The organism is Streptomyces sp. NBC_00102 (assembly GCF_026343115.1).
Taxonomy (GTDB): Bacteria; Actinomycetota; Actinomycetes; order Streptomycetales; family Streptomycetaceae; genus Streptomyces.
The window spans coordinates 3,059,768-3,082,137 of sequence record NZ_JAPEMC010000001.1; the positions used below are offsets into that span (position 1 = coordinate 3,059,768).

The 22,370-nt window shown below is 69.7% G+C and carries 20 protein-coding genes and 1 rRNA gene; 9 read left to right on the forward strand and 12 right to left on the reverse strand.

What is annotated here, in order from left to right; genetic code table 11:
• Positions 1–4: 4 nt before the first annotated feature.
• Both OHA55_RS13650 and OHA55_RS13655 read right to left on the reverse strand, forming a co-directional pair.
• The gene (locus OHA55_RS13650; protein WP_266710637.1) at positions 5–208 is read right to left on the reverse strand and encodes a hypothetical protein; all 204 of its coding nucleotides are present in this window, start codon (positions 206–208) and stop codon (positions 5–7) included.
• 273 nt (positions 209–481) lie between these two features.
• On the reverse strand, positions 482–1,324 hold the full coding sequence (locus tag OHA55_RS13655) for a hypothetical protein (RefSeq protein ID WP_266706162.1): 843 nt from the start codon (positions 1,322–1,324) through the stop codon (positions 482–484).
• 156 nt (positions 1,325–1,480) lie between these two features.
• Between OHA55_RS13655 and OHA55_RS13660 the strand changes: the two genes are divergently transcribed.
• On the forward strand, positions 1,481–1,711 hold the full coding sequence (locus OHA55_RS13660; RefSeq protein WP_266706164.1) for a hypothetical protein: 231 nt from the start codon (positions 1,481–1,483) through the stop codon (positions 1,709–1,711).
• Positions 1,712–1,947: 236 nt separating this feature from the next.
• Positions 1,948–3,624, forward strand: a complete 1,677-nt coding sequence (locus OHA55_RS13665; protein WP_266706166.1) for an FAD-binding oxidoreductase — start codon at positions 1,948–1,950, stop codon at positions 3,622–3,624.
• 115 nt (positions 3,625–3,739) lie between these two features.
• Here OHA55_RS13665 and OHA55_RS13670 read toward each other — a convergent pair whose 3' ends face one another.
• The 8 genes from OHA55_RS13670 to OHA55_RS13705 all read right to left on the reverse strand — a co-directional run bounded on the left by OHA55_RS13670 (position 3,740) and on the right by OHA55_RS13705 (position 12,858).
• Positions 3,740–4,462: a phosphatase PAP2 family protein gene (locus OHA55_RS13670; RefSeq protein WP_266706168.1), complete on the reverse strand. Its 723-nt coding sequence runs from the start codon at positions 4,460–4,462 to the stop codon at positions 3,740–3,742.
• Between the two features lie 412 nt (positions 4,463–4,874).
• Entirely contained in the window at positions 4,875–5,879 is a 1,005-nt protein-coding gene (locus tag OHA55_RS13675) for a bifunctional lytic transglycosylase/C40 family peptidase (RefSeq protein WP_266706170.1), read from the reverse strand.
• A 102-nt stretch (positions 5,880–5,981) separates the two neighbouring features.
• Positions 5,982–6,626 carry a hypothetical protein gene (locus OHA55_RS13680; RefSeq protein WP_266706172.1) on the reverse strand — a complete coding sequence of 215 codons (645 nt, stop codon included), beginning with the start codon at positions 6,624–6,626 and terminating at the stop codon, positions 5,982–5,984.
• Positions 6,623–9,055 carry an alpha/beta hydrolase gene (locus OHA55_RS13685; protein ID WP_323180405.1) on the reverse strand — a complete coding sequence of 811 codons (2,433 nt, stop codon included), beginning with the start codon at positions 9,053–9,055 and terminating at the stop codon, positions 6,623–6,625. The genes OHA55_RS13680 and OHA55_RS13685 overlap by 4 nt, the downstream gene beginning before the upstream one ends.
• 257 nt (positions 9,056–9,312) lie before the next feature.
• The gene (locus OHA55_RS13690) at positions 9,313–9,891 is read right to left on the reverse strand and encodes a hypothetical protein (protein WP_323180407.1); all 579 of its coding nucleotides are present in this window, start codon (positions 9,889–9,891) and stop codon (positions 9,313–9,315) included.
• The gene (locus OHA55_RS13695) at positions 9,888–11,642 is read right to left on the reverse strand and encodes an alpha/beta hydrolase (RefSeq protein ID WP_266706175.1); all 1,755 of its coding nucleotides are present in this window, start codon (positions 11,640–11,642) and stop codon (positions 9,888–9,890) included. The genes OHA55_RS13690 and OHA55_RS13695 overlap by 4 nt, the downstream gene beginning before the upstream one ends.
• Entirely contained in the window at positions 11,639–12,178 is a 540-nt protein-coding gene (locus tag OHA55_RS13700) for a hypothetical protein (RefSeq protein WP_266706177.1), read from the reverse strand. Before OHA55_RS13700 ends, OHA55_RS13695 begins: the two co-directional genes overlap by 4 nt.
• A 212-nt stretch (positions 12,179–12,390) precedes the next feature.
• Entirely contained in the window at positions 12,391–12,858 is a 468-nt protein-coding gene (locus OHA55_RS13705) for an ATP-binding protein (RefSeq protein WP_266706179.1), read from the reverse strand.
• A 139-nt stretch (positions 12,859–12,997) separates the two neighbouring features.
• On the opposite strand from OHA55_RS13705, the gene OHA55_RS13710 reads away from it, so the two are divergent.
• The 7 genes from OHA55_RS13710 to OHA55_RS13740 all read left to right on the forward strand — a co-directional run bounded on the left by OHA55_RS13710 (position 12,998) and on the right by OHA55_RS13740 (position 21,503).
• Positions 12,998–13,852 carry a helix-turn-helix transcriptional regulator gene (locus tag OHA55_RS13710; protein WP_266706181.1) on the forward strand — a complete coding sequence of 285 codons (855 nt, stop codon included), beginning with the start codon at positions 12,998–13,000 and terminating at the stop codon, positions 13,850–13,852.
• Between the two features lie 351 nt (positions 13,853–14,203).
• Entirely contained in the window at positions 14,204–14,512 is a 309-nt protein-coding gene (locus OHA55_RS13715; protein WP_266706183.1) for a hypothetical protein, read from the forward strand.
• 180 nt (positions 14,513–14,692) lie between these two features.
• The gene (locus OHA55_RS13720) at positions 14,693–15,577 is read left to right on the forward strand and encodes a hypothetical protein (protein WP_266706185.1); all 885 of its coding nucleotides are present in this window, start codon (positions 14,693–14,695) and stop codon (positions 15,575–15,577) included.
• A complete protein-coding gene (locus tag OHA55_RS13725) occupies positions 15,567–16,892 on the forward strand; it encodes a hypothetical protein (protein ID WP_266706187.1) in 1,326 nt (441 codons plus the stop codon). The genes OHA55_RS13720 and OHA55_RS13725 overlap by 11 nt, the downstream gene beginning before the upstream one ends.
• Positions 16,889–18,439, forward strand: a complete 1,551-nt coding sequence (locus tag OHA55_RS13730) for an SCO6880 family protein (RefSeq protein WP_266706189.1) — start codon at positions 16,889–16,891, stop codon at positions 18,437–18,439. The genes OHA55_RS13725 and OHA55_RS13730 overlap by 4 nt, the downstream gene beginning before the upstream one ends.
• Before the next feature lie 117 nt (positions 18,440–18,556).
• The gene (locus OHA55_RS13735) at positions 18,557–19,972 is read left to right on the forward strand and encodes an ATP-binding protein (protein WP_266706191.1); all 1,416 of its coding nucleotides are present in this window, start codon (positions 18,557–18,559) and stop codon (positions 19,970–19,972) included.
• A gap of 1 nt (position 19,973) precedes the next feature.
• A complete protein-coding gene (locus OHA55_RS13740; RefSeq protein ID WP_266706193.1) occupies positions 19,974–21,503 on the forward strand; it encodes a type IV secretory system conjugative DNA transfer family protein in 1,530 nt (509 codons plus the stop codon).
• A 26-nt stretch (positions 21,504–21,529) separates the two neighbouring features.
• Here the strand turns inward: OHA55_RS13740 and OHA55_RS13745 are convergent, their stop codons facing one another.
• Complete coding sequence (locus tag OHA55_RS13745; RefSeq protein ID WP_266706194.1) at positions 21,530–22,087, reverse strand: GNAT family N-acetyltransferase; 558 nt, start codon at positions 22,085–22,087, stop codon at positions 21,530–21,532.
• A gap of 147 nt (positions 22,088–22,234) precedes the next feature.
• A 5S ribosomal RNA gene (rrf, locus tag OHA55_RS13750) occupies positions 22,235–22,351 on the reverse strand.
• Positions 22,352–22,370 lie beyond the last annotated feature (19 nt).

The window sequence follows — 22,370 nt, forward strand, 5'->3', positions numbered from 1 at the left end:
CCGGTCAGGGCCTTCGTTCGGACTGGCGGGGGATGTTGGACGCTCCGGCGGCCTCGCCCGCGTTGAGCACCTCGTCGATGCGGTCCGGACTGAGCCGGTCCTCGGGGCTGGAGGATGCGGCGATCATCAGCTCGCCGCAGAGCTCGATCTCGGCGAGAGCCACATACTCCTGCGCGTTCGGAGCACTGAGCGTCACCACCTGCGTCACCTCTCTCTGCCGTCGCCGGCCCTTGGCGCACAGGCTCCAAGCGTAGGGATCGTCAAGCGCCGCGCGCATGACACGGACGGGCCATTTCGGCCCCTCCCAAGAGGACTGCCCTCCCCCGCCGAACACCCGTGCATCCCTCCGGCGCTTCCGGCCGACGCCCCGCTCGCACCGGCGCAACCATCGAAATCCAGCCACCGGCACCGGGCCCGGCCGCGCCCCGCCGTCACGGGCGCCGCCGTCCGCACAGGTACCGCCATCTCCACCGCCATCGCCTCAGCTCTGCCGGATCTCGCCCGTGTAGAGGTCTGCCCCGTCCGGCAGCTCCACGGTGACCGGCACTCCGAACCCGTACAGCAGCATGGTCGAGACCACCGTCACCGCGGGACCGTCGGCCGCGAAGGTGAAGCGGTGGCGGACCTTCCGCAGCCTGCCCTCGTCGTCCAGGTACGCGTCGAAGGGCACCGCGTGCGTACGGAACCCGCCCGCCGCGGCCGTCAGTGCCGCACGCGACAGGGGCGAAGCCGCCCCCGCCGCACTGCCGATGTCCGCGGTCCCCCGGTAATGGCGCACCCCGATGCCCGCCAGCTCGGTCCGTCCCACGAACGTCACGCCCCGGGCCTCGCGCAACAGCTCGGCCGCGGCCATGGGATCGGTGACCCCGCCGGTGACGAGGTTGCCGTCCGCCAGCACCGTGGTGTCGATCCGCACCCACTTGTCCTCGGGGACCCCGGCCCCCCGGTTCTTCATGTAGAGCGCGCCGGGCGTGAGCAGCTCGGTGATCGGCCGGTGCTCCTCCGACCCGGCCGCGTCCTTCGGCAGCACCACCTTGATGCGGCCGCGCTGCCTGCGGAAGTCGTACGCCCCCTGGCCCCGGATCGTCACACGGGTGCCGCCGGCCGAGGTCTCCATCGAGGTGTTGGTCTCCGCACCGCCCGACTCGGCGAGCACGTCCGCCGCCCGGTCGAGCACCAGCCCGGGAGGCTCGTCCGCCGGAGCACCCGCGACGGTCCCGCTCCCCACGACGGAACACCCCGCCAGCACCGCGAGCACGCCCGCCACGGCCAGCGCGCGGACAGCCAGTGCCGCGCCTTCGCACCTGTGCTGCCGCACCACCATCGCCTGCCAACCCCCAACGAAGTCACGCCGGATCCGGGCCCTCGCCCGTACCGCATAACGACGGCCGCCGTCCCCCGTCACGCCGTGCCACCCCGATCGGCGGCGGGCACCGGGTAGCCCCTCCCGTCCGGGCCGCCCCGCCAGTAACGTGGACGCGTGCATCAGGAAGCTGTTCACCCTGCCCGGCGCACCCCGGCGTCCGCCGTCCCGCCCTCGGGCACCGCCGCCCCGTCCGAACCCGTTCCCGCAGCTCAGGACCACACCACGAGCACCGTCGAACGCGGCTCGTTCTGTATCGCCCGCTGCTCCTGCGGCTGGTCCGGACCCGCCCGCCGCTCCCGCGACCTGGCCCGCGACGACGCCCGGCGCCACGAGACGTCGGCCTGACTCTCCGCCTGCCGGCCTCCGTCAACCCGCCCCTCCGTCGCTCCCTCTTCGGCGGTGCGAGACCCTGACGACGTCCGACGTCCGACGTCCGGACCGTCCTTCGCTCCGCCCCACCGCACCGCACCGCACCCCACCGCCCCACCGCACCGCACCCCACCGCACCACCGCACCACCGCACCGAGCGCCCGGCTTCCCGCCCGGTCGTGGTCACCGACGCACCGGCCCCCGGAGGACCGATGAACCAGCCGCATCCCACCGGCCCGGCGGTCCCCCCGGCCAGGCGCGGGAGCCCCGCGACCACCCCGGCGCCGCCGCTCGCCCGGCGTACCGTCCTGGTCGCCGGGGCACTCACCGCGCTCTCCGCCTGTTCCGCCCCCGACACCCCGTCCACCGGTTCCGCGGGCTCCTCCGGTGCCACCGGTTCCGCCGCCGGTCCCTCCGGGGCTTCGGCCCCGGCCGTGCCGCGCCCCGCCTCCCCGTCCCCCGGTCCGGCGGACTGGCCCGCGCTCGGCCGCAGCCTCGATGGCACCCTCGTACGGCCCGAGGACTCCGCGTACGACACCGCCCGCCGGCTCTACAACACCCGCTTCGACACCCAACGGCCCGCGGCCGTCGCCTACGTACGGCACGAGGACGACATACGCGAGTGCCTCGCCTTCGCCCGGACGACCGGCACCCCCGTGGCTATCCGCAGCGGCGGCCACTCCTACGCGGGCCTGTCCGGCGGCACCGGGCGCCTGGTCGTCGACGTCTCGGCGCTCGCAGGCGTCGACCGGGACGGCACGATCGGCGCGGGCGCCCGGCTCGGCGACATCTACCGCAGCCTCGGCTCCCACGGCCTCACCATCCCCGGCGGCTCCTGTGCCACGGTCGGCATATCCGGCCTCACCCTCGGCGGAGGCCACGGCGTGGCCTCTCGCGCGTACGGCCTGACCTGCGACAACCTCACCTCCGCCACCCTGGTCACCGCTGACGGACAGACCCTGACCGCCGACGCCACCCGCAACCAGGACCTCTTCTGGGCGCTGCGCGGCGGGGGAAACGGCTCCTTCGGGGTCGTCACCAGCCTCCGCTTCCGCACCTCACCCGCCCCGCAGGCCGTCGTCTGCACCCTCGGCTGGCCGTGGTCCCGGGCCGGTGCGGTGCTCGCCGCCTGGCAGGAGTGGGGGCCCGGCCAGCCCGACGAGATCTGGTCCTCCCTCCACCTGTCGGCGGGACCGGGCGGCGGCGACCCGACCGTGACGGTCTCGGCGTTCAGCCTCGGCACCTACGGCGACCTCCAGGACGCGGTGGACCGGCTCGCCGACCGTGCCGGAGCCCCCGCCTCGACCGTGTCCCTGCGGCGGCGCGGCTACGAGGAGGCGATGCTGCTCTACGCCGGCTGCGCGGGCCTCACGGCCGAGCAGTGCCATCTGCCCGGTACGACTCCGGGGCGTACCGCCGGGGGCGTCCTCGGACGCGAGACGTACGCGGCGGCCTCCGACTTCTTCGCCCGCTCGCTGCCGCCCGAAGGGCTGCGCGCCCTCACCGGGGGCGTCGAGGCGTTCACCCGGCAGTCCCCCGGCGAGGGCGGCAAGGGGTCGGTCATCCTCACCGCGCTCGGCGGGGCGGTCAACCGGGTCGCCCGGGACGCGACCGCCTTCGTGCACCGCGACTCCCGGGTGCTCGCCCAATACATCGCCGCCTGGTCGCCGGAGAGCTCCGGAGGGTCAGCGTCCGGGGCGCAGGGGTGGCTGAAAGACATCCACGCGGCGATGGGTCCGTACGCCTCCGGCGAGGCTTACCAGAACTACGCCGACCCCACGCTCTCCGAATGGCGCCGCGCCTACTTCGGGTCCTCGGCCGACCGTCTCGGGCAGCTCCGCGACCGGTACGACCCCACAGGGCTCTTCGCCGGACCACAGACGCCGTGAACCTGCCGCTCCGTCAGCCCGGTTTGCCCGTGGACGGGTTTCCCGTACGGGTACGGAACAGGGCGCCGGCCCCCACCGGGGAACCGACGCCCTGCCGTGCGTGCCCGAGGTGTGCTCAGGCCGCGAGATCCTGTCCGCCCGAACCACCGCGGCCCGATCTCGGCTCGGGCACTTCGAGCGTGCCGCCGAGACCGCCGGCCGGGAGGCCCGCACGCCGCGACCGCACGAGGAAGCCCACCCGGGGAGACCGGGAGACGGCCGCCACCAGCGGGGTGAGCAGGGCCATGGCCAACGGGGCGAGAAGGAGCGTGACGGCCGTGCCCAGGGCGAGGCCACCGATCACGTCGGTCGGATAGTGCACGCCCATCCAGACGCGGCAGAACCCCTCGGCGAACGCGAGGCCCAGCGCGACGAACCCGAACTTCCGGCCGGCCACGAAGATCCCGACCGCCAGCGCCATCGCCATCGTGGCGTGGTCGCTGACGAAGGAGAAGTCGTTCTTGCCGTCGACGAGGACGTCGAGCCCCTCGTGGTCCTTGAAGGGACGCGGGCGCTCCACGAACCCCCGGATGGGAATGTTGACGAGAAGGGCGATGCCCATGGCGAGCGGCGCCCAGACGAGTGCGGCGACCGCCGACACGGAGTCCTCGGCCGTGCCGCGCCGGCGGATGCTCCACCAGCACCACAGGGCCACCAGGACCATGCCGAGCATGATCCCGTACTCCCCCACGAACTCCACGACGCTGTCGAGCCACGCGGGAGAGGACTTGGCCAGCCCGTTGATGTCGTAAAGCAGGCTGACGTCGGGGTTCGACCCATCGCGTGCGAGTCCAGCCATCTGCTGCGGCCCCTTGCCTTGTCTGCTGCCGCGACGCGCTTCCATGCGCGCCGCACGTGATCGAACCCCCGCATTCGGTGCGATCCGGTACCGGGTACCCGCCGACGCGTCCTGCGACACGACGACGATGGTCGGGCGATCACGCGTGGTCAGTGCGTGGGCCGTCCCACCCCCAGGGAACGGCCTTCCGGTAGCGACGGTTCCGCCCTCCACCGAATGATCACCATGACGTTATCGAAGAGTGACTCATGGTCGCTGCTCAGGGCCCACGCTTCACAGAGAGTTCCTATCGCCGCAGTCGCCTCGGCCCCCGAACACCTCCTCGGCGCCCGCTCACCTCTCGGGCGCCCCGCTCGCCCTCGGGCGCGCGCGCCCGCTCGCCCTCGGGCCGCTCACGAGCCTGGGGGGGCGCTCATGCCTGCGAGGCGGTGGTGGGGAGCGCCGCCGCACCGTCCTTGGTGACCCGCGTCGCACCGAAGTAGTCGGGGCTGTCGATCTTGTCGAAGCGGATCACCGCCCCGGTGTACGGAGCGTTGATCATGTACCCGCCTCCGACGTAGATCCCCACGTGGTGGATGGCCCGCGAATCCGTCAGATCGTCGGAGAAGAACACCAGGTCGCCGGGGAGCAGCTCGTCCCGGGACGGATGCGCCCCGGCGTTGTACTGGTCGTTGGCGACCCGGGGAAGCTCGATGTCCACACTCCGGTACGCGGCCTGCGTCAGCCCGGAACAGTCGAACCGGCCGTTCTGCTCGGCCGTACCGTTGCCGCCCCAGAGATACGGGGTGCCCAGCTTCTGCTGCGCGTAGTAGATCGCCCCGGCCGCCTGCTGAGAGGGCGCCACCCTGCCGACCGGCTGGGCGAAGCTCTTCTCCAGCGAACGGATGATCTTGACGTAGTTCTGCGTCTCCGCGATCGCCGGCACCCCGCCGGCCCGGATGACCCGATAGGCACCCGCGTTGTACGAGGCGAGCATGTTGTCGGTCGGGTCGCCCGGCACGTCCTTCACGTACCCGGCCAGCTCGCAGTCGTACGAGGCGGCCGAGGGAATGGCGTCGGCCGGGTCCCACACGTCCCGGTCGCCGTCACCGTCACCGTCCACCCCGTGGGTGGCCCAGGTGCCCGGGATGAACTGCGCGATGCCCTGGGCCGCCGCCGCGCTCTGCGCCCGCGGGTTCCAGCCGCTCTCCTGGTAGAGCTGGGCGGCGAGCAGCGCCGGGTTGATCGCGGCGCAGAGCGTGCCCCACTTCTCCACAAGCGGCTGATAGCGCGCGGGCACCGCCCCCTTGGCCAGCCCGACCGACCCGCTCGCCCCGGCGATGCCCGCGGCGGCGGAGTACGTACCGACGACGAGCAGCCCCACGAAGCAGAGGCACAGCCCGACCCCACCGCCGACGAACACCCAGTATTTCCGCACCCCTCAACCATCCCCTACCGAGCCGCGGTTCAAGGGTCGTTTCGAGGGTGTGTACGAATCGATCGAAGCATTCGCTCCACCGAAACCGTCACTGACGCCCCCTCAGGAACTCCCCTCCGACCAGTAAGGGGACTTTACGTCGGGCCTCGGCAGGGGGTAGACGCCCTCGTACGAAGGGCCGTTCGGCTTCGACACGGAGTCCGCCACCTCCGACTTCCGCACGCACGGGCTGTCCACCTCGAAGAACACCTGCCCCTCGCCCCGGACGCTCACGCTGATCCCGAACCCCTCCGCCTGCGCGTACACCGCGGGGAAGTCCTTGTCCTTGTTCACCGCCTTGATCCGGTACTCGCTGTCGCGCCAGAACCCCGTCACCCGGTCCAGGAACTCCTGACGCCGCCCAGGTGCGACGACCGTCATCACCGTCCGCCTGCGCGTCACGTCGCAACTGCCCGTCGTGGTCGGCCCGTGGGCCCACCGCACCGCCGGCTCGATCGCCTTCAGCGTCAGGTCGAGCATCGAGTCGGCACGCTCGGCGGCCCCCTGCATGTCCATCGCGTCCATCGGACTCCCGGTGCTCCCTGTACTCCCGCTCGTGCTCGTGGTCCCGGTGGTGCTCGTGCTCGCGGTCGAGCCCGCCGACGTACCCGTGGCCGGGCCGTCCGAGCCCGCCTGCTGCCGGCCGCATCCGGCCAGCGCGAGACCGAGCGCCGCCATGGCGACCGCCGTCCTGAGCCTGCGCCTCATCGCTGTTCCTCAATCTTCAGACTGCTGGAGTGTCCCGACACGATCAGCGCGATGGCGTCCGCCGACATGGCGTCCCGCACCGGGTCGAAGTACTGGGAGTGCGCCTCACCGCTGATGCCGTGCCCGCTGATCACCGGCGGCCCGGGGTCGACCGGGAAGCGGACGGCACCGAACGCCTTGCTCGCAGGGTCCTTCCCGAACCAGAGGTCGTCGTCACCCGGGTCCGCGAGATCACCCGCCACGTAGGCGCCGGCCGGACCGAGGGCCAGCATCCCCAGAGAACCGACGATCGCCTGCGTCTTGGAGGGCAGCTTGGTCACCGGGTCGTTCGCGGCGGCCCCGACGAACACGTGCCGGGCGCCGACCCCGAGGTCCACCGCCTGATCCACCCCCACCCCCGGACTGCCGACCAGGATGATGTCGTCCACCCCGGGAATCCCGCCCTCCCGTTGCGTGGCGGCCCCCACCGTGCGCGAACCGTAGGAGTGCCCTATCGCCGTGAAGTGCGGATCCCTGTTGGTGTTGGTCGCCGTCAGGCCACCCCAGAAGTCGCTGTAGGCCGCCCCGCCCTTCTCCGCCCGAGCGGTGCCCATGATGGCGAAGTACCCGGCCACCCCGTCGCTGTCCGGCAGTTGCGGGGCGTCGTACCCGAGCCAGACGATCGCGGCGCTCGACCGCTCGTACCCCTGCGCGCCGATCGCGGTGTCCCGCGCCCGCTTCAGGTCGTTCCGCGCGAACTCCTCGTCCAGCGAAGTGTTCAGCCCCGGCACGTACGCCGACACGTGCTGCGCCAGATCCGGGTTCCCGTACGACACGATCGCCCGGCCGTTGCCCTCGGAGCCGATCCCCAGCAGGAACATCGGCGGCTGCGACTTCTCCTTCAGCTGCCGGTCGATCTCCTTCAAGCCCTCCAGCATCCTCTTCGACTTCTTGTCGTCCTTTCCCTCCAGCGCGGTGATCAGGCTCTGGATGTTCTTCCTGTTCGCCTGGTCCCGTACGGCGGCCGGTATCCCGTCCAGATTCCCGATCCGGTCCGGGAACAGCTCCAGGTACCGCCCGCGCTCGGCCGTACTCAGACCGTCCCACCACGCCTTACGGCCTGCCGCCGAGGCGGTCACCGGTATCCGGTCGCCCAGGTACTGCCGCTCGTCCTCGCGGACGGCCGCCGCCACCCGGGACCCGGAACCGGGTAACCCCATGCCCCCGACCCCCACGCCCCCGGCCGCGTCGACCCACGCCCCGAGCGCCGCAACGCCCTTCGCGGCACCGCTCTTGGCGTCACCGCTCTTGGTGTCACTCGCGTGGGACCAGTGGTCGACGAGGCCGCCGACGCTGTCCAGCGGATTCAGCACGGTCCTGGCCGCGCCCCGGAGGTCGCCGCCCAGGCCGTCCACCACCAGCCCCTCGAAGAACCCGCCGTCGGGGTTGCCGCCGGACTCGCCGGCGCCGCTACCAGGGGCCCCCTCCGGGCGCCCGTTCGGGCGGGCGGCCTGGGCCCGCTGGGGCGCGGTCCCTTCGGAGCCACCGGTGGCGGCGGTACTGGTCGCGCTTCCGGAGCTGTCCGTACCTCCACTTCCGACGGCGCTTCCGGAGCTGCTGTCCGTACCCCCGCTTCCGGCGGCGCTTTCCGTACCGGCAGTACCCCCGGCCGAGTCCGAGCCGCCTCCGGAGACGGCCCCCGTGCCTCCCCCGGTCACGGCGTCCGCGCCGCTCCCGGTAGTGCCTTGCGTACCCCCGCCCACGGACGTCCCGCCCGAAGCGCCCGACTCGTCCTGGCCCTTCCCGCCCTCTCCCCCGGCGACCACCTCGCCGCCGGCCGGCGTGCACGCGCCGCCCGTCAACTGGCAGATGGCGTTGCGTATCTCCCCGGTGAGCTGAGTCCCGACCGTCGTCGCCATGATCGCCCCGACCAGGGCAGCAACGATCAGTACGAGGCCGAGGTACTCCATCGCGCTCTGCCCGCCGTCCCGGCGAGCCAAGACCAACCGGACCACACTGAAACGCGGCTCGACATCCCGCTCCGCGCGAGGCACCCGGAACCATCCCCGCACCGCGGGCCGGAGAAGCAGCACCACGACGGCCACAGGCATCACGAGTTGGGGGAGCCCGGAAAACCCGGCGTCCCCGTGGCCCCCGACACCCTCAGAGCTCCCGGTACCCGCAGAACTCCAGGTCGCCAACGACCCGAGCACAAGCCAGACATGCACGACCAGCAGCCCGGCCCACACTCCGCGCCCGCAGATACGCGCGTAGAACGACAGCACAAACCCGACGGTCCCCGGCAGAGCCGCATACAGCAGCATCCCCAGCAACTGCCCGTCCACCGCGTCGACCGAGGACGCCAGCGCGAGCACATTGATCACGCCCACGACCGTGGCGACGAAGAGCAAGCGCACTAGAACAAGGGCCGCCTGTAACGCCCGTGGCACACATCCCCCGCCAAGCACTGTACGGGCAGGGCTCCTTGCACCACCTCCCGGAACCGCAAGCTCTCGTATGCCAGACACGTGGGGGACCCCCAACTCGTACGTGGGCGCGGGCGGCAGGCCAGCCACCGCACGTAGAGGACCACACCCACCCCACCCCCGGCATGGGCCCCAGGACCCAAACCAGGTCTCAAACAGTCCTGCGGAACCGGCAGTTGACGCACCGACTCGGGCGGGGAGCCTTCCCCACGATCAATCGCTCACAAGGCTGAGGCGCCCGGGGAGTCCGTGGCCGACCAGAAGTCAGAGTGGATGTTGGGACGCGGAATGTTCTCCATGCCCTCGTAGCTGGGGGTGTTGGGCTTCGTAGTGGGATCAGCCACCTCAGATTCCTCCACGCAAGGAGTGTCCGCTTCGAAGAAAACCTGCCCCTCCCCACCGACAATCAACGAGACTCCGAAGCCGTCAATAGTCCGGGCATAAACCGCCGGAACCTCCGAATCATTTCGCGTCGAAATGATCTCGTATCCTTCATTCCTCCAAAAACGATCGACAACACCCAAGAGGCTCCCTCGACGGACGTCGGAAATTACCGTCATAACGGTCCGCCGCCTGGTCACATCACAGCTACCCGAGGTCGAAGGACCGTGCGTCCAGCGAACTTCTGGATTGATGGCTTCGATCGTGGAATCCAGAATGCTATCCGCACGGTCCGCCGCTTCCTGCATATTCATTTCACTCCTCGCACCGCCATACAACGGCGCCGAAACGCCCGCACAGCCGCTTAGCAGCAACAGAGCGACGGACACATAATAGGGATGATAGGACTTTTGCTTCACCTGTACCCCTGGCTTCGAATTTTCTCGGATCGCCCAGCCACAATGAGCGCAATATTTCCTGCCGAAACAGCGTCCCGCTCTGGACTGAAATAATTCGAATGAGCAGCAGCGAACCCCTGGGAGCTAATCAACTCAGGACCTTCGTCAACTTGAAACCTGCGCGCCCCAAATTCTGCACTCGCCGGATCTCTACCGAACCATAATTCGTTTCTCATAAATTGAAATCCCGCTACCCCAGAAATCATTCGCCCCTTCGATGGCAACTTTGTAACCGGGTCATTTTCAGCAGCACCAACAAAAACATGCTCCCTGCCTAGGCCCAGCTCTTCAGCTCGCTCAACACCAACGCCGGGACTTCCCACCAAAACAATATCGCTAACCCCAGGAATTCCTCCCGTTTCACGCGCCGCTGATCCCACTGTTCGCGAGCCGTAGGAATGCCCGATTGCAGTCAGATGGGGGTCACCGTCCTGATTGGTCGTTGAAATTCCATCCATGAAGTGACTGAAAACGTCACCCCCTTTATCGGCTCGATCGGAACCAGCAACTGCCAAGCTCGACCAGCCGTCATAACTCTGCGGAGCGTCGTACCCTAGCCATGCGATAGCGGCACTGGACGGATTGTGGTAGCGGGCCCCAATAGCCGTATCTCGCGCCCGCTTCAGATCATTAGTCGCGAATTTTGCATCTAGTCCCGTATCCAAGCCCGGCACGTAAGCCGCAACATTCTTCGAAGCATCCGGGTTCCCGTACGCAACAATCGCCCGCCCATTCCCCTCGTCGCCGATCCCGAGGAGGTACATCGGCGGGTCGCCGGGCTTGAGCGGCGCGTGGAGTTGCTGGTCGATCAGCCGAAGGGCTTCGAGTTTCTCCGCAGCCTCGCCGCCCTCCGCGCCCGCCAACTTGCCGATCAGCAACTGGAGGCTGTCCCGGTTGGCGGCGTCGCGTACCAGTGCGGGGATGCCGTCGAGGTTCCCGATGATGTCCGGGTAGGTCGCGAGGTACTCGTCGCGCAGTTCCGGAGGGAGGTTGGACCACCATTCCTTGCGCTCTGCGGCCGAGGCCCGGTACGGAATGTGGTCGTTCAGATAGGCCCGGGCGGCATCGCGCACGGAGGCCATGTCGGCCGCCGCATCGGTCCACGTGGAGTCCGGGACGTCGAGGCTGTCCTCGGCCTTCAACTCGCGGAGAATGCTGGCGTACCTCATGTCCGCGTCAGCGGCCAGGGCCACCGCCCTGGCGATACGGTCGGCGATGTCCTGAGCGGTGGCCGCGTGAGGATTGGGAGCCGTGAGAGTCGCCGACGAGGCCATCAAGTCGGGGAACCCTCTTCCGACAGGGGTCTTCCCTCCCGGAAGAGGTTTGCCGGCCACCAGCCCCTCCTTCTCCGGGTAGGACACGGACCCGTCGGGGTGCACCGTGAACCTCAGGCTCTCGGCCTCCTCCAATGCCTCACGAACCGACTTCTGGTGCGTGCGCACTTCGTGGGCGAGGCTGTTGAGTGCCGTACGTACGAGTCCCGTTTCCGTGTAGGAGTACTGCAGGTTCCGGGCCAGCCGTCTCAACCGGTCGAGGGCCGCGTCCGCCGCCTCACCTTCCTGCGTTTCACGCAGTCCGGTGAGAATCTGCTGGTCGATCCGGTCCCGTGCCGCATCGGCCCGGTTACTGAGGCGGCCCCACCCGTCTGCGGCACAGTCCAACTCCCCGCACGCCACCGAGAGAAGGGCGGACCACGTCAGCGTGCCCTTCACCGGTCACTTCCGCCGAGGAGATAGAGCGAGGACAGCGACGAGGACGGTTGCGCCAGGACGGATGAGGGTGGAAGCGGCTGCATCGGGACATCCACCAGCGAGCCGAAACCGTCACGTACCCGTTCGTCCGTCGTCCTCTGCTCCGTGGCGACCGCCCGCAGCTTGCCGGCCAGGCTTCCGCATTCGCGCTGTGCCGTCGACACACGGCGCAGCCACGACGCGCGGACCTCCGCGAGCTCACCCAGGACCGCGAAGTCACCCGCGCTCTCGCTCGTCAGCAATCCCTCGTGCGCCTTCTCCAGTTCGGCCCGCGCCGTTCCGAGATGGGTGTGCAACGCCTCGGCACCGCCTGCGGCCCTCACCCAAGGCCCGTCGCCGTGAACGAGCCGGGCATGACCGAAAGCCGGGTCCACCGCCCCCTTCTCGGCGCGGTTCCTCAGCCCTTCCCCCGGACCGTCGACATCCTGGCCATGGAATACCTGCTCCGGCCGGTCACCCGACGTCTGCCACCCTTGCGGCTGTCCGACCACGGACATACCACCACCCCGTTCCTTGATCCTCGATCCTCGATCGTGGAGCGGCAGAACTGTGCCCGATCCGGGAAGGGCGACGCGCCGCCCTTCCACGGCTTCCGGTGGCACGAGCCCGGAATCTCCGGGGCTTTCAGGGGTACGCCCGGCTGCGGTTTCACCCGAACGATGGGCGCCCGGTCAGCGGGTACCTCCCGAGGGATGACAGTGGGACTCGTTCACTCCGGCTTCTCCGCGCACACCACCCACAGCAGCTTGCCGCCGTCGCCGGCCGGGCCCGCGGGCAGGACTCGACCGCCCCAGCTCTCCGCACACATCTGTACGAGAGTCAGTCCCCGCCCGCTCTCCGAGAGAGCCGTCTGCTGGGCAGGTAGGTACACCCCACAGCTCCCCCCTTCCCGAGCTCCCCGGAAGGGGGGCGGAATCTCGGGATTGCTGTCCCAGACGCTGAGCCTGATGCGTCGAGGGCCGGCGCCGCACATCCGGAGCGAGTACTCCCCCCAGGAGTGCTGATACGCGTTGGTGGTCAGCTCACTCACCAGCAGCTCGGCGTTGTCGCCCAGTTCGGTCATGCCGTGGGCGCGCAGCACCCCCCGCAGGACCGAGCGGGCCACACCTGGTGAGCGCGGATCGTGCGGCAGTTGAAGGGTGTACGCCCACGGCGGCGATACGGTGGGTGCGTGCATGGAAGTCCCCGTTCGGATGGTGTGGTTGGCGGGCACCTGTCCCACGATCACGGTAGAGGCGCCATGTAATACATTCCCCGCACTTGGGGTAATGCATGCCCCAAGACACCCGTACGAGTGACTGGGCGAAGGGAGGCCGATGGCGACCAACTCGACCCCGACTGCCCGTCGGCGGCGACTCGGCGCGGAACTGCGCAAGCTCCGCGAACGCGCCGGCATCACCGCCACGGAGGCCGCGGTTCTGCTCGGTGGCAACCAGGCGCGCATCAGCAACATCGAGGCCGGACGGTACGGCGTGAGCGCCGACCGGGTCCGCGCCCTCTCCCGCCACTACGCCTGCACCGACCGCGGGCTCGTGGAAGCACTGGCCGCGATGACCGGCGAACGTCGCAGCGGCTGGTGGGAGGAGTACCGGGACGGCCTTCCGAACAACCTTCTTGATCTGGCCGAGCTCGAACACCACGGCACCGCGCTCCGGGCCACCACCACCTGCACCGTCCCCGATCTCCTTCAGACCGTGGACCACGCCCGCGAGGCCCTCACCCGCGCCGCACCCGAACTGTCGCCTCCCGAGGTCGAACAACGACTCTCCTTCCGCATCAGGCGCCAGGAGGTCGTCTTCCGCGCCGAGGCAGTCCCGTACCGGGCCGTCGTCCACGAAGCCGCCCTGCACATGGGCATCGGCCGTTCCCGGGTCGCCGGCCCCCAGCTGCGCCACCTCCTGGCGATGAGCGAACGGGAGACCGTCACCCTCCGCGTCATCCCCTTCGCCTCGGGCGGCCTCCCTGGGACCGGGCAGCCCCTCACCTACGTACAGGGATCGGTCGCACAACTGGACACCGTGCACCTGGAACAGGCACACGGCCTCGCCCAGCTGGACGCCGAGCCAATACTCCAGACATATCGTCAGCTACTCGACCGTCTCGAATCGATGGCCCTCGATGCGCGGGCGAGCCGCGCGCTGCTGCACAAACTCGCATCGGCGCACATCTGAACCCGGGGGGACATGACGGCGCGTCCGGTGCGGGCCGACAGCGCACGACCGGCTCTCGAATGGCGCATACGAACACGGGCGCTCCGGTCAACGCTCCGATCGCGCCGAAAACCCACGGGCTCCATCATTGCTCCTCGTCACAGAGCGTGATACACAGAGTAACCGGCCAGTGGCCCAGCCTCCCCCGGCCGCATCGCAGGTCAGGGCGGCCGCCCCGGTCATCTGTGCGAGATCCGGGTAAAGAGACCCGGGAAGGCGTCGTGCTGGCGCGGTTTCATCAGCGAAGATAGAAGGCACGACCCGCACCGGACGGCGCGGGCGGCGAACTGAGCAACAGGGGCGGTGACTTACATGATCCTGGCAGCTGAGAAGGGCGATATCACCACCATCATCGGCGGAATCGCCCCGAACTGGGGCCCGTTCGGGACGCTGGGCAACGAGGCACGCATCATGGTCGAGGTGGTGATGGCGGTAGCCATCCTGCTCTGCCTCGGCATCGCGATCTGGGGCGCGGCCAAGCAGCGCATCGGCGCGACAGCCCTGCGCGACACCTTCAGCGCGGAACAGGGCAAGGGCCTGATCGTCGCGGGACTGACCGGAGTCTTCATCATCGGGTCTCTCGGCACCCTGTTCACCATCGTGTACGGCATGGCTGTCTGACGCTGCATCAGCGACTCGTATCGCTGTCGCGCTCCGTCTCCCCACCACCATCCGTCCATCGCGCCACCGGCTGAAGTCGAGTCATCCCATGTCGAGTCACCACACCGCACCCGCGCGGCGCCCAGCAGAGCTACCGTCATATGACGGAGGACCGCACACGGCTGAGGGGACGTACGCGGCATGAGTTACGACGACGAGCAGGGCTACGGAAGCAGGGATTCCGGGGGCCGGGGCGACGACGCGTACAGCACGATGGGCGGAACCCGCCAGACGCGCACCCGTCTCCCCGAGGGCTACCCCGGCACACCCCACGGCCGCCGGCCCGCCCGCAACAGCCGTTCCCTGGTCATGGCCGCCGGCGTCGTGGTGCTGCTGATCGCCGCCATCGCGTTCGCGAACCTCGGCGGCGGAGACAGCGACGACAGCGCGGCCCCGTCCACCCCCGGCACCAGCCGATCGGACAGCACCGGAGGCACCGCCCCGACCGCCCCCACCGGCACCCAGCCCGTCACGGGCAAGACCGACGGCATCGCCTCCGGCTTCGCCCATGACCAGCAGGGCGCCCAGAGCGCGGCGGCAAACTACGCGGTGGCGCTGGGTTCTGCGGGCATGTTTGACGCTCAGACACGCCACTCCATCCTCCAAGCCACTCACAACCCAGCTGTGGTGGACGGTCTCCAAACCGACACTGACACCGCCTACTCACCCGCCTTCCTCAAAGCTGTCGGACTCAACGAGGACGGCAGCACACCTGAAGGCCTGTCCTTCGTCTCTCGGACCGTCCCGGTCGGCACCAAAACGACGGCATTTGCCGGTGAAAGCGCCACGGTAGAGGTCTGGTGCACGGGGCTGGTGGGACTCGCCGGGCAGGGGTCGACCAAGCCCGTCACCGAAACCTGGTTCACCATCACCGAGAAGCTCGTCTGGGTCGAAGATGACTGGAAGATCAACTCATCTTCACAGGTCGAGGGCCCCACCCCGGTCAGCGGAGACAACCGCGCGTCAACCGCGGACGAAATCTCAGGAGCCGTCGAAGGATACGGAGGCTTCACTTATGCCCGGTAGCCACCGCCTTCGCGCGCTCGCAATGACGACGCTACTCAGTGGCTTTGTCTCTACTCTGGGATCCCCCACCGCTTACGCCGCGCCCTCCCCTTCGCCCACTCCATCACCCAGCAGTACAGACAATCCTTGTGACCTCATCGTGGGTCTGGCCAAGGACTACTGCGAAGGCGACGCCGGCGCCAGCACCGCGCCCCCCGCCACCGACGACCCCCTGGACCCCCTCACCTCCCTGGCGCACGGTTGCACCGACGCCGCGTCGTATCTCATCGGCCAGCTCAGCAAGGCCGTCGAGGGCACCGCCAACGTCGACTTCACCAACGAGTCCTTCCGCAAGCAGTACGCGATCGTCTTCGCGGCCTCGACGATCCTGACCCTCGTCCTCTGGCTGTTCGCCGTGGCCAAGAGAGCGATCCGGGGCGTCCCGTTCACCACCGCGATCTCCGAGGCTGTCGGGTACCTCTGGCTCACGGTGCTGGCGTCGGCGTTCACGCCGCTCATCCTGTACGTCGTGGTCTCCGCCACCGACGGGGTCACCGAGGTCATCTCCTCGGCCACCGGCGGCCAGTCCGACGTCTTCTTCGGCTCGTTCGCCGAAGCGCTCAAGAAGGGCGACGACATCGGAGGGGGACCGATCATGCTGATCGTCGTCTCCCTGGTCTCGATGCTCGCCGCGGGCATCCTCTGGCTCGAGCTGGTCATCCGGGCCGCGCTGCTCTACGTCGGCGCGCTGCTGGGTGTGGTGGTGTACGCCGGGCTCGTCGACAAGAACATGTGGGGCCACGTGCGCCGTTGGGCGGGCATCATGGTCGCGGTGATCATGGTCAAGCCGGTGATCGTGATCGTCCTCGGCCTCGCGGGAGCACTCTCCTCGGACGACGGCCCGGACGCGCTCTCCGCCGTCGTCTCGGGGCTCTCGATCATCCTGCTCGCCATCTTCGCGTCGGCGATGATCTACCGCTTCGTTCCCGGGTTCGGCGACGAGATCCAGGGTGCCCGTACCAACCGCAAGCAGGCCACCGACGGTTCCCAGGCCGCCGCCCTGGTCAGTTCGCCCGCCGCTCTCGTCTCGCAGGGCATCAAGACGCACAGCGGCCGCAACGACCAGAACGGCGGAGGCGGCGGTGGCGGCGGCGGCCGCCCGGCTAACCCTCTCAGCGGCGGTGTCGCGGCACACGGCTCCCGGGGCGGAGGCGGGGGAGCACCCGCGCCCCGCAGCGGTTCCGGTCCCACTTCCGGGACCCCTCACAGCAGCCGCTCCCCGCGGGGCGGTTCCGGCAGCACAGGTAATCCGAGCACAGGAGGTGGAGGGCGGTGACGATCCAGTCCCACCCGATCACGCCCCGCCGTACGTATCTCATCGGCCGTGCCCGGCCGAACGCGATCGTCGGCAAGAACCGCGAGACCGGCGAGATCGCCCTCATCATCGTCGGCGCGTTCCTCGGCATGATGAGCGGGCTCCTCGTCCCGGTCCTCTCCCTGCGCATCGTGCTGCTCACCGGGTTCCCGGTGCTGGCCCTGGCCGTCGTGTACGTCCCGTACAAGCACCGGACCTTCTACAAGTGGTTCGAGATCAACCGCAGTTTCAAGCGCTCCCTGCGCCGCGGCACCGCCTACCGCTCCTCCGCGATGGAGGCCGGGACGCGTGGTGACGGCCGCGAGGTCGAGGTCGGGCCGCCGCCCGGCATCGGCCGGATCAGCTGGCTCTCCGCCCCCTTCGGGCCGGACGAGATGGCGGTGCTGCTGCACGCCGACCGGCGTACGGTGACCGCCGCCATCGAGATCGAGGGCCCTGGCGTCGGGCTGCGCGACAGTGAGGACCAGGAAGCGCTGGTCGACCGGTTCGGCACCCTGCTCAAGCACGTGGCGAACGGCGACGGCTTCGTCACCCGCATCCAGATGCTGGCCCGTACCCTCCCCGCCGACCCCGACGCGCACGCGAAGGACGTCGCCCAGCGGGGTGACAACCACGCGCCGCGCTGGCTGCAGGATTCGTACGACCAGCTGCAGTCCATGGTGTCGACCTCCAGCGAGCAGCACCGCGCGTACCTCGTCGCCTGTATGCACCACAGCCGCGAGCTCGGGGCCGAGGCCAGCGCGATGGCGCGGGCGGCACGCTCGCCCGGTGGCCGCAAGCTGGACCGCGACTCCGGGCTGGCGGTCGTGATGGCCCGCGAGCTGACGGACATCTGCGCCCGTCTCGCGGAGGCCGACATCCGCGTGCGTCAGCCGCTGGGGCAGAGCCGGCTCGCCTCGCTGGTGCACTCGATGTACGACCCGGACCACCCGATCGACCACATCCAGGCGATGACCAAGCGGAACGCCTGGCCGGCCGAGCTGGACGCGATGGAGCCGACGTATCTGCAGGCCAAGACCCGGGAGTCGACGACCCGCGCGCCCTGGTGCCACGCCACGGCCTGGGTGAAGGAGTGGCCGATGACACCCGTCGGCGTCAACTTCCTGGCCCCGTTGCTGGTCCACACTCCCGACGTCATCCGTACGGTCGCCGTCACGATGGATCTCGAACCCACCGAGGTGGCCATCGAGCGGATGCTGACCGAGAAGACGAACGACGACGCCGAGGCCAGCCGCCAGGCCAAGATGAACCGCACCGTCGACCCCCGCGACATCGCCGCCCACGGCCGTCTCGACCAGCGCGGCGAGGACCTCGCGAGCGGTGCGGCTGGGGTGAACCTGGTTGGCTACATCACCGTCTCCTCGCGTTCCCCCGAGGCGCTCGCCCGCGACAAGCGGACGATCCGCGCCTCGGCCGGCAAGTCGTACCTGAAGCTGGAGTGGTGCGACCGCGAGCATCACCGCGCCTTCGTGAACACCCTCCCGTTCGCGACCGGCATCCGCCGCTAGCGGGCACGGTCCGCGATAGCGGGCGAGCACCCGCACCACAAGCACCACCCCCACCTCCGGGCGACCGGAAGCAGCCGAGAGAGAGGGCAACCACTCGTGCGAGACCCACTGTCCGCGATGTCGGAAGCCTTCACCGCGTTCCTCTTCGGCAAGGTGGAGACGACCCGCCTGCCCGTGCGTACGTCCACGGGCCAGGCGCAGGCCGTCTACCTGCCCACCGCGGCGCCCGGTCTCGGCGACTCCGGGGTGATCATCGGGCGCGAGGTGTACTCCGGCAAGGGCTACATCTACGACCCCTTCCAGCTGTACGGGCAGCAGCTGCCCGCACCGCACTGGCTGGTGCTCGGCGAGTCCGGCAACGGCAAGTCCGCGCTGGAGAAGACGTACGTGCTCCGCCAGCTCCGCTTCCGCGACCGCCAGGTCGTGGTGCTGGACGCCCAGGGCGAGGACGGGCACGGCGAGTGGAACCTCATCGCCGAGCAGCTGGGGATCACCCCCATCCGGCTCGACCCGACCGCCGCCCTGAACGGCGGTATCCGCCTCAACCCGCTCGACCCCGCGATCACGACGACCGGCCAGCTCGCCCTGCTCCGTACGATCATCGAGGTCGCCATGGGCCACGGTCTCGACGAGCGTTCCGGCTTCGCGCTGAAGGTCGCCCACGCGTACGTCAATCTGACGATCACCGACCGGCAGCCGGTTCTGATGGACATCGTCGAGCAGCTGCGTCACCCGGAGCCCGAGTCGGCCGAGGCGATGAATGTCGACATAGACGATGTACGGGCCTGGGGCCTCGACGTCGCCCTCGTCCTGGACCGCCTGGTCGACGGTGACCTGCGCGGCATGTTCGACGGTCCCACGACCGACGGCATCGATCTGGACTCCCCGCTGATCGTCTTCGACCTCTCGCACATCGACCGCAACTCGATCGCCATGCCGATCCTGATGGCGATCGTCGGTGTCTGGCTGGAGCACACCTGGATCAGGCCCGACCGGAAGAAACGCATCTTCCTGGTCGAGGAGGCCTGGCACATCATCAACTCGCCCTTCGTGGCGCAGCTCTTCCAGCGGCTGCTGAAGTTCGGCCGCCGGCTCGGGCTCTCGTTCGTCGCGGTCGTGCACCACCTCAGCGACGTCGTGGACGGCGCCGCCGCACGCGAGGCGGCGGCGATCCTCAAAATGGCCTCCACCCGGACGATCTACGCCCAGAAGGCCGACGAGGCCCGGGCGACGGGCCGGGTGATCGGGTTGCCGCGCTGGGCCGTCGAGATCATCCCGACGCTGACGCCGGGCATCGCGGTGTGGGACGTCAACGGCAACGTCCAGGTCGTGAAGCACCTGATCACGGAGGCGGAACGCCCGCTCGTCTTCACCGACCGCGCGATGACGGAGTCGTCCACCAACACCGCGGACGACCTGGACGATCTGCTCCCCGAGTACGCGCGCGAGGCAGAGCGGGAGACGGAAGCGCGGGCAGCCCGTATCGAGCGGCAGCAACGGCTCGACGAGTCGTCCGAGTCCACGGTGGCCTGAGGTGGCGCGCACCTCTACGGGTTCCGGCCCCGGCCATCCCCCGGTCCACCGGGAGGAGCGGAGCGGTGGAGTCCCGGACGGGCTGCTGATCGGAGGGATCGCCTTCCTCCTCGGGGTGGCGTTCCTGACGTGGACGGCCACGGGACTCGCGGGTCTGTTCACCCACGGGTCCTGGCCCCACGGGGTGTCCCTGCCCCGCACCCCCTCGGCCCTGCGCGAACTCGCGGGCTCACCCCAGGACCTCGCCGGGGCCTGGCCGGACACCCCGCCCGCCGAGCTCTCCGGCTACGGCCTCTTCTGGGGCCTGCTCATCAGCGAACTGCTGGTGCTGGTGGTGCTCGGCGTGTTCGTCCTCGGTGTCGTCACGCGAGGCCGCGCGGTGCGCCGTCGTGCCCGCGAGGAACGCCAGGCACTTCAGGCGCTCCAGGCACCGGGGAACCAGGGAGACCCCCGGGCCGCCCGGCCCACGGCGCCCCCGGCCTCAGCGCCTACGCCTACGCCTACACCTGCGCCCGCTCCCGCTCCCGTACCGGCTCCGAATCCTGTCCCGGTCCCTGCGGGGGAACCCGAGCGGCTCGTACCCGCTCCCAGGGCTGCTGGCACGCCCGTTCTCCTCTACGCGACGGCGGCCGAGCGGCGGCCCACCGCCGTCCAGGCCGTGCTGGACGCCCCCGGTGCGGTGCTGGTGGTCACCTCGGACCCCACGGTCTGGGCAGAGACGAAGGACGCCCGCGCCAAGCTCGGGCCCGTCCTCGTCCACGACCCCGGCCATCTCTGCGACACCCCGGCCCGCCTCCACTGGTCGCCGACCGCCGGCTGCGAGCAGCCCGAGGTGGCCGCCGCCCGGGCCGCGGCGTTCCTCGCACCGGTACGCCCGCAGGCCCGCATCGACGAGGCCACCACCGACACCGCGCAGACCCTGCTGCAGTGCTGGCTGCACGCCGCGGCAACCGACGGCCGCCCCTTCCGCCAGGTCCACCGCTGGGCGATGGGCGGCGGCGCCCAGGAGGCGGTACGCCTCCTGCGCACCCACCCGAAAGCGGCCTCCGGGCTCGCCGGGCTGCTGGAGTCCGCCCTCACCGCACACCCCGAACGTCGCCGGGCGGCCCAGGAACTGACGGCACGGGCGCTGAGCGCACTGACCACGGTCCATGTCCGCGAGGCCTGCACACCGAATCGAGCCGATACCGCCGCGCTGGGTTCCTTCGCGTCCGAAGGGGGAACCCTGTATGTGGTCGGCGAGTCCATCGAGGATCCTCGTCACCAGCCGGGCGCGATGCCTCTGCTCACCGCGCTCGCCTCGCACGTGGTCGAGCACGGCCGCCGCCTGGCCGCACGGTCAACCGACGGTCGGCTCGACCCACCACTCACGCTGGTCCTCGACGACGTCGCGGCCGTGGCGCCGCTGCCCTGCCTCCCCGAGCTGCTGACGACCGGTGAGCGTCAGGGCCTGGTCACGCTGGCGATGCTCCGCTCCCCCGAACAGGCCCGCGCCCGCTGGCGTACCCCGCTGACGCCACCGGCCGTGTGACCCACGGCCCCACAAGGTCGCACGACTCAGCCACGCTCCCGTACGTGCTCCACCTCGCGCTCTCCCGAATTGCCCGGGACCGGGACGGTGTTACCGGTGGGGACGAAGCCGTACCGCCGGTAGAAGGCGGCCGCTCGCGGGTTGTTCTCGTGGACGAAGAGCCGCAGGCGTGCGAGGTACGGATCCTCGAGCCCGAAGGCCCACTCCTCTGCGGCCCGGAAGAGCGCGTCGGCCACCCCGGTCCCTCTGACTTCCGGACGTACGAAGACGCCGACCAGGTGCCCCTGGGTCGCCTCCACCGTGCCCCCGAAGACGGCCTCCCGATCGGGACGCTCGACGAGAACGGTGACCGACCCCATCCAGCGCCCGTCGGCGGCCTCGGCGACGAACTGGGCCACGTCGCTGCCCTCGGCCCCGCGGGCGGTCCGCTGCTGCCAGAACGAATCCGGCTCCTCGACCGCACTCTCGTACGTTTCCAGAAACGCCACCGGCGCCGCCGGGTCCTGGAGGGCAAGCAGCCGGAGTTCCTTGACCGCCGGCCACTCGTCGGCCCGCACGCGTCGCATCACATGATCGGTACTCATGCGGTCATGCTGTCGCCGTGCTCGGAGACCGGTCAATCGGTTTCTGTCATGACGATGGCAACAAACCCGGCAACAGAGGCGATGAAAAAAGTCCGTGAACGCAGAAAACCCCCGTGCCCAAAGGCACGGGGGTCTCCCGGAAAAATTGTTCGGCGGCGTCCTACTCTCCCACAGGGTCCCCCCTGCAGTACCATCGGCGCTGAAAGGCTTAGCTTCCGGGTTCGGAATGTAACCGGGCGTTTCCCTAACGCAATGACCACCGAAACACTATGAAATTAACCAA